This window comes from Streptomyces sp. MJM8645 (assembly GCF_001625365.1).
Taxonomy (GTDB): domain Bacteria; phylum Actinomycetota; class Actinomycetes; order Streptomycetales; family Streptomycetaceae; genus Kitasatospora.
Map to the genome: position 1 here is coordinate 602234 of NZ_LJJF01000002.1, position 12578 is coordinate 614811.

At 69.8% G+C, this 12578-nt stretch carries 16 protein-coding genes; 4 read left to right on the top strand and 12 right to left on the bottom strand.

The features are described from left to right. Window positions 1-50 precede the first annotated feature (50 nt). The 4 genes from A6F73_RS33375 to A6F73_RS33390 all read right to left on the bottom strand — a co-directional run bounded on the left by A6F73_RS33375 (window position 51) and on the right by A6F73_RS33390 (window position 2125). The gene (locus A6F73_RS33375) at window positions 51-359 is read right to left on the bottom strand and encodes a hypothetical protein (protein WP_063352105.1); all 309 of its coding nucleotides are present in this window, start codon (window positions 357-359) and stop codon (window positions 51-53) included. 92 nt (window positions 360-451) lie between these two features. Continuing rightward, a complete protein-coding gene (locus tag A6F73_RS33380; RefSeq protein WP_244293794.1) occupies window positions 452-967 on the bottom strand; it encodes a transposase in 516 nt (171 codons plus the stop codon). A 250-nt stretch (window positions 968-1217) separates the two neighbouring features. After that, window positions 1218-1595 (bottom strand): hypothetical protein, encoded by a 378-nt coding sequence (locus tag A6F73_RS33385; RefSeq protein ID WP_063352106.1) that lies wholly within the window; start codon window positions 1593-1595, stop codon window positions 1218-1220. A 239-nt stretch (window positions 1596-1834) separates the two neighbouring features. Continuing rightward, window positions 1835-2125, bottom strand: a complete 291-nt coding sequence (locus A6F73_RS33390) for a hypothetical protein (RefSeq protein ID WP_159398676.1) — start codon at window positions 2123-2125, stop codon at window positions 1835-1837. 223 nt (window positions 2126-2348) lie between these two features. Between A6F73_RS33390 and A6F73_RS33395 the strand changes: the two genes are divergently transcribed. Then, window positions 2349-2711, top strand: coding sequence for a YciI family protein (locus A6F73_RS33395; protein WP_063352108.1), 363 nt, complete (start codon window positions 2349-2351; stop codon window positions 2709-2711). Beyond that, window positions 2708-3961 (top strand): sigma-70 family RNA polymerase sigma factor, encoded by a 1254-nt coding sequence (locus tag A6F73_RS33400; RefSeq protein ID WP_063352109.1) that lies wholly within the window; start codon window positions 2708-2710, stop codon window positions 3959-3961. Before A6F73_RS33395 ends, A6F73_RS33400 begins: the two co-directional genes overlap by 4 nt. A gap of 74 nt (window positions 3962-4035) precedes the next feature. Here the strand turns inward: A6F73_RS33400 and A6F73_RS43650 are convergent, their stop codons facing one another. From A6F73_RS43650 to A6F73_RS33420, 5 genes are all read right to left on the bottom strand, one after another. Then, window positions 4036-4488 carry a group II intron maturase-specific domain-containing protein gene (locus A6F73_RS43650; protein ID WP_347878572.1) on the bottom strand — a complete coding sequence of 151 codons (453 nt, stop codon included), beginning with the start codon at window positions 4486-4488 and terminating at the stop codon, window positions 4036-4038. A 75-nt stretch (window positions 4489-4563) separates the two neighbouring features. Then, the gene (locus A6F73_RS43655) at window positions 4564-4866 is read right to left on the bottom strand and encodes a hypothetical protein (RefSeq protein ID WP_244293796.1); all 303 of its coding nucleotides are present in this window, start codon (window positions 4864-4866) and stop codon (window positions 4564-4566) included. Between the two features lie 632 nt (window positions 4867-5498). Then, window positions 5499-6233 carry a hypothetical protein gene (locus A6F73_RS33410; protein ID WP_063352110.1) on the bottom strand — a complete coding sequence of 245 codons (735 nt, stop codon included), beginning with the start codon at window positions 6231-6233 and terminating at the stop codon, window positions 5499-5501. Window positions 6234-6438: 205 nt separating this feature from the next. Continuing rightward, the gene (locus tag A6F73_RS33415) at window positions 6439-7152 is read right to left on the bottom strand and encodes a cation transporter (RefSeq protein WP_107453140.1); all 714 of its coding nucleotides are present in this window, start codon (window positions 7150-7152) and stop codon (window positions 6439-6441) included. Continuing rightward, window positions 7149-7508, bottom strand: a complete 360-nt coding sequence (locus A6F73_RS33420) for a metalloregulator ArsR/SmtB family transcription factor (RefSeq protein WP_063352111.1) — start codon at window positions 7506-7508, stop codon at window positions 7149-7151. Before A6F73_RS33420 ends, A6F73_RS33415 begins: the two co-directional genes overlap by 4 nt. A 378-nt stretch (window positions 7509-7886) precedes the next feature. On the opposite strand from A6F73_RS33420, the gene A6F73_RS33425 reads away from it, so the two are divergent. Then, window positions 7887-8477, top strand: a complete 591-nt coding sequence (locus A6F73_RS33425; RefSeq protein ID WP_063352112.1) for an EF-Tu/IF-2/RF-3 family GTPase — start codon at window positions 7887-7889, stop codon at window positions 8475-8477. Between the two features lie 512 nt (window positions 8478-8989). On the opposite strand, the gene A6F73_RS33430 is transcribed toward A6F73_RS33425, so the two are convergent. The 3 genes from A6F73_RS33430 to A6F73_RS33440 all read right to left on the bottom strand — a co-directional run bounded on the left by A6F73_RS33430 (window position 8990) and on the right by A6F73_RS33440 (window position 11376). Further along, the gene (locus tag A6F73_RS33430) at window positions 8990-9694 is read right to left on the bottom strand and encodes a hypothetical protein (protein ID WP_159398677.1); all 705 of its coding nucleotides are present in this window, start codon (window positions 9692-9694) and stop codon (window positions 8990-8992) included. Continuing rightward, entirely contained in the window at window positions 9694-10233 is a 540-nt protein-coding gene (locus tag A6F73_RS33435) for a SigE family RNA polymerase sigma factor (protein WP_063352730.1), read from the bottom strand. Before A6F73_RS33435 ends, A6F73_RS33430 begins: the two co-directional genes overlap by 1 nt. A gap of 237 nt (window positions 10234-10470) precedes the next feature. Next, window positions 10471-11376, bottom strand: coding sequence for a LysR family transcriptional regulator (locus tag A6F73_RS33440; RefSeq protein ID WP_063352114.1), 906 nt, complete (start codon window positions 11374-11376; stop codon window positions 10471-10473). A 111-nt stretch (window positions 11377-11487) separates the two neighbouring features. On the opposite strand from A6F73_RS33440, the gene A6F73_RS33445 reads away from it, so the two are divergent. Beyond that, complete coding sequence (locus A6F73_RS33445; RefSeq protein WP_208869235.1) at window positions 11488-12576, top strand: zinc-binding alcohol dehydrogenase family protein; 1089 nt, start codon at window positions 11488-11490, stop codon at window positions 12574-12576. The last annotated feature ends 2 nt before the right edge of the window (window positions 12577-12578 follow it).

Here is a 12578-nt window from a genome sequence, read left to right on the forward strand (position 1 = left end):
GGAAACCGGTTTCCCACCCGCGCTGCCGCGCCTCTTTCGGTACGTCCCGGTCAGACAGCGGAGAGGTGCAGCTTGAACGGCGAACCGTTGGAGCTGGGCGTCCAGCCGTTCGACCGCCCGGCCCGAATACCTGCGGCGACTTCGCGCGGCAGGACGACCTCAGCCGGCAGCATGTTCGGTTCGAGCACGGCCGGCCGACCGGTCTCCACGACGAGCGTCGTTCCGGGACAGGCCGCGTCCTCCACCATGTAACCCAAGGTGATGCCGTCGTAGTCGCAGCACGGTTTCCTGCTCACTCGCCAGCGGTACTCGACGCCGTCGACGACAATGCGGCGGGACCCTTTCTTCGCCAGTGCCACTCTTTGCCCTTCGGCCTTCGACTGCTCGTATATGTGAATCGCCAGTCTCCCTGTACGGCACACGCGTGTCACCGGGTTTGGCCCAGAGCTGATCACGCAAGGCCGAGGAGCGCGAGGGGGCGGCGTGCGTCGCGCGCGTTGCGGCGGAGGCCGGCCGCAATGTTCCTGACGCCGCTCAGCCATAGGACTCCAACAGCGAGATTGCGCCAGGTCGCCATGGCGCGGGGGACATTCCCGGTCCGCAGTTGGGAGACGTCCTCGGCGAAGGTCGTGTCGCGGACGTGGTGCAGGGCCTCGATCTTCCAGTGGTTCCGGATCAGTTGCGCGAGCTGGGCGGGAGTGGCCTGTTCGGCGGTCAGGCTGGTGACCGCGCAGATGGTCGCGATGGCGGTCTTGCCGGTCTTGCGGTCGGTGCGGCGGCGCTTGACCTGGACCGCCTGGCAGGCGCCGGGGAAAAGCAGGCTGTTGACAGTGGCGACCTTGATCCGGCGGATCTCGGAGCGGCCATGTCCCGTTCCCCGGGTACGTCCCTGGAGTGGAATGTCCTTCCGTCGAACAACCCGGCCAGCGGCTATTGGGGGGCCGGCCAAGGCGCCTGCGACACCCACCCAGGGCAACATCCCGGTCTCGCTCGTCGTCGAGTAGTCGCGGGGATTTTGAACGGAGGGCGACCGCAGGCCACTTCGCCCTGTTGGCCACCCGCCGTCCGCGTTCGCGTTCGCGCCCACGGCGGCGCTACGACAGCGATGGCGCTACGACAGCAGTAGCGCCCGTCTGAGCGCACCGAAGGCCTCGTCCAACAGGGCCCGATGGTCGGGGTCGACCGCCGCCGCGCTCTCCCCCACCCCGGCGCAGGGGTCAGTTCTCAGATGGTGGGGCGGCGGCGAGGAGTTCACGCTTCACGTACTCGTAGTCGGCCCGGGCCCGCGGGTCGCCGTGGTCGTAGTCGCTCCAGAAGCCGGGGCGCTGCCAACGGGCGTCCGCGAGGCGGGTACTGCCGCCGTCGATGACCAGGGTCCAGCCAGGTGGTATTCGGGTGTCCACTGTCTCGAAGTGGGCGGGGTCCCAGAGCAGTCCGGGATCGGGCACCTCGGGGCCGAGCACGCGAATCTGGCAATCGATGTCGTATGCGACCATCTCCGCAACCGGGTAGACACCGCCCACCCGGATCCCGTCGAACTCCGCGACCGGAACGTCGGCCGCGGGGTGGATGATCTGCAGGCATCTGACTCTCATGAGAGCAGTCTCGCCCCGGCCGGTCCCCGGCCGTTGTCCGGGGCGCCGCGACGGATCCAGCGAGGCGACCAGGCTCGGCCTCGGGAACAGGCGCGGTCGGCCCAGACCGGATCATCCGAGATGACGGACGAATCGGACCGGATCACCTGAGACAGGGACCGGATCGATGGACACGGGGCACTGGTCGAGCCCGGCAAGCGGTGGGATTCTCACCGAGCGCGGCAGCTTCGGCGCGCGAGTCAGCTCCAGTAGCTGCCGCTGATCGCTGCTGCCTCCCACGTCTGGAGCTTGAGTCGCTGCCTGCAGGAGGTGGTGGCTGCCGTCGCCCAGTCCCGGAAGGTTTCGGAGTCTCCTGCCAGTCCGTGGAGTTGCCGGGCGCAGTCCTGAGCTTGGACCGTCCAAGGCGCGAAGGCATCCTCGGCCAGGACCTGGTCGAGGCGATGCCGCACGATGGAGGTATCACCAGATAGCCCGGCAACGATCCCGGCGTGGTAGTTGCCCCAGTAGCCGGCGTACGGGTCAATCTGCACAGTCGGGTACGCGCGAACGTGCACCGGTGCGGGTGGCTGTCCCTGGACGGAGGGCGCCGGGTAGGTTGATCGTTTGTCCCGTTCGGGCGGTTCAGCCCGCCACCACGGTTCGGAAGAACAGCCGACGGAATTGTTTCGTGCCGGATGTCGAGGACCTGTGCCCGGCTCCGACTGAGGGGTACAAGCGCGCCGAGTGGGCGCGCGGGACACAAGGGGACACCTGATGAAGTACGTTGCGATGATCTACGGCAACCAGGCCAAGTGGGACTCCTTCCCGGCCGATGCCTGGCCCGAGGCGATCGCCAAGCAGGACGCGTTCAACAGGAAGTACCGCGACAGCGGTGAACTGCTGGGCGCCTACGGCCTGGCGGACGCGGCCAACGCGCAGCTGGTGCGCCGAAAGGACGGCGTCCCGGCGGTCACCGACGGGCCGTACCTGGAGACCAAGGAGTACATCGCCAGCTTCTACATGCTGGACTGCGAGTCCCTGGAGCGCGCGCAGGAGATCGCCGCCGACATGCCCTTCGCGGACATCGAGCCGGTCGAGCTGTGGCCGGTGCTGCACGACGCCGCGACGGACCTGTGACCGAGAGGCCCGGCGTCGAGGACCTGCTGCGCGAACTGGCGCCGCAGGTCCTCGGCGCGCTCATCCGCCGGTACGGCGTCTTCGACACATGCGAGGACGCCGTCCAGGAGGCGCTGCTGGCCGCCGCCCTCCAGTGGCCCGCCGAGGGAACGCCGGACAATCCCCGGGGATGGCTGGTCACCGTCGCTTCCCGCCGGCTGGTCGACCAGGTCCGCAGTGAGCAGGCGCGCCGGCGCCGCGAGGACCGGATCGCCCTGGCCACTCCGCAGGCCGAGCTGCTGAGCCGCGCCGCCGACGCCGAACCGGACACGGACCGGGACGACTCCCTGGCGCTACTGTTCCTGTGCTGCCACCCGGCACTGTCCGAGCCCAGCCGGATCGCCCTGACACTGCGCGCGATCGGCGGCCTGACCACCGCCCAGATCGCCGCGGCCTTCCTCGTCCCCGAGGCGACCATGGCCCAGCGCATCAGCCGCGCCAAACAAACCGTCAAGACCTCCGCCACCCCGCTGTGCATGCCGAGGGCAGCCGACCGGGCCGAACGGCTGGAGGCGGTGCTCCACGTGCTGTACCTGATCTTCAACGAGGGCTACACCGCCACCGACGGCGCCGACCTGACCGCGCCGGCCCTGTCGGCCGAGGCGATCCGGCTCACCCACCTGCTGCACCGCCTGCTGCCCGACCACACCGAAACGGCCGGGCTGCTTGCCCTGATGCTGCTCACCGACGCGCGCCGCCCCGCCCGCACCGGACCCGACGGCGACCTGGTGCCGCTGGCCGAGCAGGACCGCACCCGTTGGAACCGCCGACTTGTCGCGGAGGGCCTCGACCTGATCAGCCGCACCTTGCCCCGCGGACAGGTGGGCCCGTACCAGCTGCAGGCGGCCATCGCCGCCGTCCACGACGAGGCCGAGCACGTCGACGCCACCGACTGGCCGCAGATCCTCACCCTCTACGACCTGCTGGAGCACCTCGCACCGAACCCGATGGTCACCCTCAACCGCGCGGTAGCCGTCGCCATGGTGCACGGACCCGCTGCCGGGCTCGACCTGCTGGCGGCACTGGAATCCGACAAACGGACGGCCCGCCACCACCGCCTGCTCGCCGCCCGCGCCCACTTCCTGGAACAGCTCGGCGACCTCGACGCAGCGGCCCACACCTATCGCGAGGCAGCCCGACGCGCCACCAGCACACCGGAACGGCGCCACCTCACAACCCGCGCGGCACGCCTCGCCCCCGAGCAGAACTGACCGGCAAAGCCGAACCACCAACGGAACTCGGGCACCACCGCTGTGCACGTTCGGCTGTACTCGCCTGTGCACATTCAGGTGTACGCCGACGAGGCGTCCACGGTGAGGCGCCAGTGCGCGAACATGCAGGGATATCGCTGGGCGATCTCCCGCAGTTTCGCGATGGCCTTCCGCTTGGCCTTGAGCCGCTTGTACTTCTGGCGGATCCAGCGCACCAGGTAGGCGTTGATGCGCATCAAGAAGGGATGCAGCTCCCACGGCCGGAAGCGGCCGAAGTAGTTGATCCAGCCCGCCACCATGGGGTTGACCCATCGGGCGAGCTCATTGACGGAAAGATCGGAGCGGGTGTGCAGCTGCCAGGAGCGCACCTCCCGGCCGATCCTCGCCAGAGCGTCCTGGCTGACCGCCGGCTCGAACGACAGGAAGAGCCTGCCGTGCCGAGCCCGGTTTCGCCTGGCGCGGAACGTGTACCCGAGGAACGTGAACGCCTCGTGCTCGTAGGAGCCTTGGCGGATCCGTTCTTGCAGTACACGATCCGGGTCCTGTCCGGGTGCAGACGCAGCCCGACCTCGACCATCCTGTCCGTGAGCGCGGCCAGCACCTCACGGGCCTGGCGCTCGGTGACGCAGTGCAGCACCGCGTCGTCCGCATAGCGTTCGAACCAGACGGCCTCCACCGTGCGACTTGGGAATGACCGCCGCGCGCACCGGAGGCGGAAAGCAGGAGCCCGACGACATCCGGTTCCAGACCTTGTACAGATTGTTCTGAAGGTCCTTCTCGAAGTCGGCGATGCTCTGCCCGTCCACCCCAGGAGCGCCCTTGTTCGCCCTGACTTCCTCCCACGCCCCCTTGACTTCCCACTTCGAAATATCAAACGGCTTGACCTGAGACTTCAACTGGCCCATCGAACTCCTCCCGGAGAACATCCGGTTGATGCGATCAACACAGTCACGAACGACCCGGCCCCTTCGCTCCACCCCCGTTACAGGGGCTTCACCGCTACTACGGGCCGGTCCGCCAGCAGGACCCGCGTCGGTACTCGACCCCTCGCAGTGTCCGCTGCTTGGGGCACTCCCTCTCGCCCACCGCTGTGCGGCGGGCAGTATCGGACCTGCCTTCTCCTGTTCCATGCGGAAGCCGCAGACCGGACTCATGTCGCCTACATACCGGACACCACCTGGCCAATAGGCGAACACCCGCCAGGCTCATCCCGGAGTTCGTCTCACACCCCGGTTCTGATGTCATCTGTCTGTCTTTCGACACGTCAGCAGCGATTCACTTGCGTTCGTCTTCCCGGTCCCCACCTGACGCCTCTTACGACACCTTTTCCTCATCGCTCACCACGACGGTCTTCAGCCAACGCAGCATGAGGTGGTTTGGATCCTCCCCCCGCAGGGCGACTCCGAAGGGCCAAAACCTTCATCATCCGCACAGCACCATTCCTGGAAGCTGTCCTACAACCAACTCCCTTTCATGTTCAGGACACAAGAGACGGGACAACCCTCGCTGCCACTGAAAAGGATCTTGGCCGTGTCGGTCAGTTCGGGATGGACGGCAGCACGGCGACAGCCGAGAGAGCGAACGGCAGGCCCTGGTTCTCGACGAAGACGGCGTCGCGGACAGCCTGCGCGATGACGGGGTGGGTGGGGGCGTCGAGGTAGCGGGCGGTGGAGTCGAGCGGGGCGATGCGGCGTTCGGCGATCAGGTTGCGCAGGGCACCGGGGAGGTTGTCCAGGCTGTCGCGCACCTCCCTCAGGCCGAAGGTGTTGGCCAGCCCTACCGCCGCGGACCGGGCCTTGAGTAGGTTGGTCGGCAGGTTCTGGGCGGTGGCCTTGGCCAGGTAGTAGGTGACGGGCTGGATCGCCCAAGCCAGCGCCGTGTGCGGGTCGCCGTCGTCGGGGCCGGGCGGCCCGAAGGCGCCCGGGCCGAGGTTGAGGCCGTCGCACAGCCACTCGGGCCGCATGCTGGTGCGGTAGGGGACGTGGCCGGCCGACCGGAACGCCGGGAGCGTGGTGATGGCGGCCGTCGCCTCGATCTGGAAGGCGTCGGCGAGGCGCCGCAGGATCGACTCCACCGCGGTCCGGGCAGCCGACACGTCAGCCGGAGTGGCGACGACGGGGATCAGGTCGAGGTCTGAGGTGATGTGTCCGCTGCGCCCGGTGCGGTGGTCGCCGCGGGCGAGGGAGCCGGACAGCGCCACCGACATCCCGGTCACGCCGTCGAATTCGCGGGCCAGCTGTTGGAGAAGCAGGGGCAGGTCGTGGGATTTCACGGCGTTCCTCGGGTCCCAGGGTCGCCACGATCCGATGTGGACCCGCCAGGCCGGGTTCCGGGCCGGTCGGAGCCCGGAGCCCCGTGATCGGGCAGCGAGTGGCCGAGGAAGCGCCGGTGGCTGGCTGACGTCCCCGCCAACGCCCGAAGGGCGGCCCCGGCCGGGTGGCTGGGACCGCCCTTCGGGCGTTGTTGGTGCTGGTGGTTCAGCAGCCGCACTCCTCGCCGCGCCAGGCCTCGATGCCCTCGCGCACCGCGAGGCCGGCCACCAGGAGGCCGACGACGGGGTCGAGCCACCACAGGCCGAACAGCGTGTTGGCGAGCAGGCCGACCAGGACGGCGGCGGCCAGGTAGGCGCACAGCAGGTTCTGGGTGCCCTCGCCGGAGGTGGCGCCGGAGTCGAGGATCTTGCCCAGGCGGCGCTTGGCCCGGCCCAGCAGCGGCATCACGATCAGCGAGGACGCCGACAGCGCGATGCCGAGCCAGCTGGTCGACGGCTTCTCGCCCGCGATCAGGGTGGAGATCGCGTCGTAGGCGATGTAGGGGGCGAGCAGGAAGAAGGTGACCGCCACGGCCTTCTGGGCCTTGCCCTCAGCGTCCTCGGACAGGGTCCGGGAGCCGCTGAACCGCCAGACGATGATCACCGAGGCCAAGCCCTCGATCACGGAGTCCAGGCCGAAGCCGAGCAGCGCGACGGAGGAGGCCAGCACTGCGGCGACGATGGCGACCGCGCCCTCGGCGGCCATGTAGGCCAGGGACAGCCAGGACAGCAGCTTGGCCTTGCGGGCGGCGGCGTGCCAGGCGTCGTCCCGGTCGATGGGCGGGCGGCAGCAGGCGTCGGTGCAGCTGGGCTCGCAGTGGCAGCCGCCGGGTTCCTCGGCGATGGTCAGCTCCTCGGCGCTGGTCTCGGGGGCGCTCATTCGCCTGCTCCGTCCGGGGTGCCGTAGGTGGGGCAGAGGGCGACCGCGTCGCCGGTCGCGGCCAGCACGGTTTCGGCCGCCGCGAGCAGGTCGGCCAGGGACGGCTGGGTCAGTGTGAAGACCGAGGCCCGGCCGACCGGGCGGGAGTCGACGAGTCCGCACTCGCGCAGGCACGCCAGGTGCTTGGAGACCGTGGACTGGGCCAGGCCGAGCTGCTCGACCAGGTCGACCACGCGGGCCTCGCTCACCGCGAGGTGGCGCAAGATCGCCAGGCGGGCCGGATCGCCGAGCGAGCGGAACAGGGCCGCCGCCGGCGCGAGCTCCACCCGGTCGACAGTCGGAGAGGGAGTTGTCATCGTCACATGACGATGTTATCGGATGTCCTGCCTCAATTGATCTTTGTCGGTGGGATGGCGCCTGAACTGGGCTGATGCAACGGGATGTGAGAGCAGGCAAGCTGACTGGTCTCACATCCCGTTGTCGCTCAGGCGGGTTTGCCGCCGAGTTTCTCGGGTTCGGTTGCCGCTGGCCTGTGTCTGCGCACACGGTTGTTGGTCGTCGTGCCGGTCGGTCTGGTCCGCCGCAAGAGACTACTGTGGGGAAGGATTTGCACAATCTGACGGACCGCCAGAAGAGGCGGGGGCAAGCATGCGTTCCGCAGCTCCTGCGACCAGGTGCTGCCGCCCATTCCACCGGCAGTCCACACAGACCACCCACACGAGGAGAAGTCACCTATGTCAGAGGAGACAGCCGAGGCGGCAGCCGACGAGCCGTTCCTGATGTCCGTCGTGGACGTCCACTCTCCCTCGGGGGGCGGAAGCGTTGTACGGGGCCGCATCGAACTCGGCAGCGTCAAGGCGGGGGACGAAGTCGAGATCGTCGGCGGTGGCAAGTCCCTCGTGGCCAAATGTGCAGGGGTCGAGGTGGACCGTACGGCCAACGGAGAACAGGACGGGAAGGCCGTGGCCGTGCTGCTGCGTGACGTGGCCGCCAAGGACATCGAACCGGGCCAGGTCCTGGCCAAGCCGGGCAGCTTCACCGCACGCACCACCTTCAAGGCCAACGTCTACGTGCTGAGCGCGGACGAAGGCGGCCGCGACGTCTCCATCACCACGGGATATCGGCCCAAGTTCGTCATTCGCGAAGACATCATCGACGGATCCATCAAGCTGCCGGACGGGATTGACAGGGCAACGCCCGGCGAGAGCACCGACCTGACTGCCACTCTGGACCGCGAGATTGTCTTGGTGAAGGGCCTGCGCTTCTCGTTCCAGCACGGCCCAGGAATCGTGGCGAATGGAGCCGTTACCGAGGTCATCTCGTAGGTGCAGGGCCGCGTTCGTGCTCCGGTCGGCATCCGCCCCGAAGGCCTTCACCGTCACGGCCTGGCGCTTGAAGTGAACGAAGCCACGTAGCAGACGGTGGCCAGGCTGTCTCAGGTTTCGTTGTCGGCCACCGGCGGATCCGGCAACGGAACCTGAGACAGCGACACCGAGAGGTGAGACGCGACCCCATGGGCTCACCTTGGCTGGACCCCTTCGGAGTCCACGACGAAGACGACCCGGAGCGCGAAGAACGCCTTCACCACCGTGGTGGTGAAGGCGTTGACGCAGGACCCACACCCACTACTCGTCGACGCGCGGCCCCCGCCCTTGAAGTATCGACCGGCGCGGCCGGTGGAGGTCAGTGGTCGCCGAAGAAGATCTCCCGGACCTCGCGCACCGCGTAGAAGGCGATCACGAACCCGCTGGCGGGGTCGGCCCACCACCAGCCGAGCGTGCTGTTGAGGACCAGGCCGACCGGCCGGGCACCGCCGGGATCGCGGCGGCGGTCTGATTCAGGAGGTCAGCGTCTTGCTCGCCAGCACCTTCCCCTGAGCGTCGTACGCGGCGAGCTTGACGCCTTCGAACGGGTATGCCGTCGAACCGTTGGGGGTCTTGCGGCTGGGCGGCCCCCAGACATAGCCGGTGGCGTAGCCCGGGTTGCCGGGAAGTGAGGCAACGGTGGACCAGGACACCTGGCCGTCTATCTCGATGGTCATCCGGGCCACCCGCCCGGGCCCGTGGTAGATGAGGTTGTACAGACCCTCCTGGTACTGCGGGGGGTTCCCGTAGTACTGCATGACGATCTCGGTCGCTCCGCCCGCCCAGGAGTGCCCGCCGCACCCCGGACCGCTGCGGTAGGCGGGGGCGTCGTGGATGCAGATCTCCTGGTCGTTCAGTTGCATCCACCAGTCCTGGCGGCCCAACGACAGCTGTTGGCCGGGCTCCACCACCACGGCCTCGGGAGCCGGCCCCTCCGGTACGGCCAGGGCCTGCGAGGCCGGCCCGACGGTCTGGACCGCGCGCTGCGCGGACAGTACCGCGCCCGTGCCGGCCACCACCGCGAGCGCGGCCACCACAGCCGACGCGCCCATCGCCACCCGGCGCCCCCGCTGCTGCTTGCGCACCTGGACGTGCACGGGTCCGGCAGACCAGTCCGCCACCGCGACCCGGGCCGCTTCATCTCGCAGAGCGCCGCGCATCATGTTCTCGGTGTCCATCACCTGTTGTCTCCGTTCGTGCCGTCGCTCGTTGAACCGGTGTCCGCCGCATACGGGGCCAACGCCGGGTGTCCGCGCAGTTTCGCCAGGCCTCGGCTGGCCTGGCTCTTGACATTGCCCAGCGAGCAGCCGAGCGCTTCGGCGACCTGGTACTCGCTCATGTCCTCCCAGTAGCGCAGGACGACCACGGCCCGCTGGCGCTGCGGCAGTTCCGCCAGCGCCTGGAGCAGCACCGAGCGTTCCTCGACGTCGTGGTGGCCACCGCCCGCGGTGTGCGCCCGATCGGGCAGGACGGGCATGAGCAGTTGCCTGACCCGGCGCCGCCGGTGACGGCTCAGGTTGTTGTTCACCAGGGCCCGGCGGATATAGGCGTCCGGCTCCTCCAGGCGGCTGATCCGGGACCAGTTCCTGAAGACCTTCGCGAACGTCGCCTGCACCACGTCCTCGGCCTCGTGGTAGTCGCCGGTGAGCAGGTAGGCGGTGCGCACCAACTGCCGCCAGCGCGCGGCGGCGAACCCCTCGAAGTCAAGCTCCCGCAGGCCGGGGCCGCCCGCGGAAGCCGGTGCCGTGACGGACGGGGGCGGGTCCTCCACTGGGATGTGCAATACGCTCACGGTCATCCGATTCCTCTTCGCGTCCGCGCGACGACCCGACCGGGCCATCGCTCTGCCCTACTCACCGCCGCACCACCGAGAAGGTTGCACACGGGCGCCGACAGTTGGTGCACGGCGAGTCGGTGGTCTCGGCACCGGGGCCGGGGGCCCTGGCGGCACGTATCAGGCGGTCGAGGTGATGGCTCGGGTGATAGCTCGGGTGACGGCCGTGATCGGCGGGGTCGGGCGGCCGGGGAGTCGCGCCACGAGGACCCGGCGGAGCTCGGGAGGTGCGCCTTCGACGTGCAGCAGGCTCACCCCGGGCGGCAGCACCGGGGAGAGCCGGGAGGGCACCGTTGTCACCCCGAAGCCGCCGGCGACCAGTTGGAGCTTCGTCAGCCAGTCGCGCGCGCTGTGGACGATGTGCGGCCGTGCGGGCAGGCCGGGCCAGACGCCGAGCAGTGGCTCGGAGTTCGAGGCCGGGGCGGCAATCCACGGGGCGTCGGCCAGTTCGTCGACGTGCACCGCGGTGCGGCCGGCGAACGCTCCGGTCGAAGGCGCCGCCACGACCAGTTCGGTGTCCGCGACGGTCTCGACGTGCAGGCGCGGCGACTCGCCGTCCAAGGGCCGGTGGGGCGGGCGGGACGTCAGGACGGCGAGGTCGATCGAGCCCGCGCGCAGTGCCCGGACCAGGGTGGGGGTGGTGCCCTCGGTCGTCGTGACCGTGATCTGCGGGTCGGTTGCCGTGAGGCGGGCGAGTACGGGAGGCAGGATGGCCGCGCCCGCGCTCAGGAACAGTCCCAGCCGCACCAGTTCGGTCCGCGGGGCGGCGCCGGTGAGGTCGCGCTCGGCCGCCGTCAGGCAGTCCAGGATCGTGCGGGCGTGGCGTAGCAGGGTCAGGCCCGCTGGGGTGAGCCGCACCCCAGCGGGGCGGCGTTCGAACAGGGTGGCGCCCGCGCTTCGTTCGAGGGAGGCGGCCTGGCGTGAGACCGCCGACTGGGTGTAGCCGAGCCGGGCGGCTGCGGCGGTGAAGCTGCCGGACTCGGCGATCTGTTGCAGGACCCGCAGGCCCGTGCTGGAGATGTCCATGCGGCATACGCATATCACGGATGCCTGTTCGTCGCTTCCCGCATTCCCCCCGGGCTCCTACTGTCGAACACGACGAACACGATGAACACGGACGAACACGGAGGTCATCACGTGCGAGCAGCAGTCCTGACGCAGTTCGGCGCCCCGCTCACGGTGCGGGAGGTGCCCGACCCCGAGGCCGGCGGCGGCGAGGTGGTGGTCGAGGTACTCGCCACCTGCGTGGCCCCGTACGCGGCCGAGGTCTTCAGCGGCGAGCGGAACTACCCCCTGGCCCCTCCCGTCGTACCCGGGATCGGCGGGGTGGGACGGGTCGTCCACGTGGGCCCGGACGCCACCCGGCTGCGCCCCGGCGACCTGGTGTGGTGCGACTGCACGGTGCGCTCGCGGGACGACGCCCTGACGCCCGACATCACGCTCCAGGGCTGGAGCTCCCGCGGCGAGGGCGGCGCGCGGCTCGCCCGGCACCTGCACGACGGGTCGTTCGCCGAACTCATGCGGGTCCCGACGGAGAACGTCTTCCCGCTGCCCGCGGCGGCGGGGGACGACCCGGCGCGCTGGGCCGCGCTCGGCGTGCACGTCATCCCTTACGGCGGGCTGCTGGCCGGCGGGCTCGCAGCCGGTGAGACGCTGCTCGTCAGCGGGGCCACCGGCAACCTCGGCAGCAGTGCGGTCGCGGTCGCGCTCGCCATGGGGGCGGGCCGCGTGGTCGCCCCCGGCCGCAACCGGGCCGCGCTCGACCTCCTCGCCGACCGGTTCGGTCCGCGGGTGCGCCCGGTCCCGCTGAGCGGGGACGAGGCCGGCGACCGCGCGGCGATGTCCGCGGCGGGCGGCGGCCCGATCGACATGGTGATCGACCTGCTGCCGCCGAGCGCACCCAACTCGGCGGCGCGCACGGCAGCCATGACCGTGCGCGAGTACGGCCGCGTCGTTCTCATGGGCGGCGTCGGCATGCTCGGCGGCGACGACCTCGCGCTCCCGTACCCGTGGATCATGCGCAACTCGGTCACCGTGCGCGGCCAGTGGATGTACCCGCGTACGGCGAACGTCGGCCTCATCCGGCTCCTCGCCTCGGGCACCCTGGACCTCGCCCCCGAACGGGTCCGGTCGTTCGGCCTCAGCGCCGTCAACGACGCCGTCACGTACGCCGCCTCACACGGCGGCCCGTTCGACCGCACCGCCCTCACCCCACCGGCTCGCTGACA

What these genes read in the sequence shown, in the direction of transcription:
- A6F73_RS33395 (WP_063352108.1), top strand. Translation starts at nt 2,349, where the DNA reads ATGAAGTACGTTGCGATGATCTACGGCAACCAGGCCAAGTGGGACTCC.
- A6F73_RS33385 (WP_063352106.1), bottom strand. Translation starts at nt 1,595, where the DNA reads ATGAGAGTCAGATGCCTGCAGATCATCCACCCCGCGGCCGACGTTCCG.
- A6F73_RS33440 (WP_063352114.1), bottom strand. Translation starts at nt 11,376, where the DNA reads ATGGACATCTCCAGCACGGGCCTGCGGGTCCTGCAACAGATCGCCGAG.
- A6F73_RS33425 (WP_063352112.1), top strand. Translation starts at nt 7,887, where the DNA reads ATGTCAGAGGAGACAGCCGAGGCGGCAGCCGACGAGCCGTTCCTGATG.
- A6F73_RS33430 (WP_159398677.1), bottom strand. Translation starts at nt 9,694, where the DNA reads ATGGACACCGAGAACATGATGCGCGGCGCTCTGCGAGATGAAGCGGCC.
- A6F73_RS33420 (WP_063352111.1), bottom strand. Translation starts at nt 7,508, where the DNA reads ATGACAACTCCCTCTCCGACTGTCGACCGGGTGGAGCTCGCGCCGGCG.
- A6F73_RS33415 (WP_107453140.1), bottom strand. Translation starts at nt 7,152, where the DNA reads ATGAGCGCCCCCGAGACCAGCGCCGAGGAGCTGACCATCGCCGAGGAA.
- A6F73_RS43655 (WP_244293796.1), bottom strand. Translation starts at nt 4,866, where the DNA reads ATGGGCCAGTTGAAGTCTCAGGTCAAGCCGTTTGATATTTCGAAGTGG.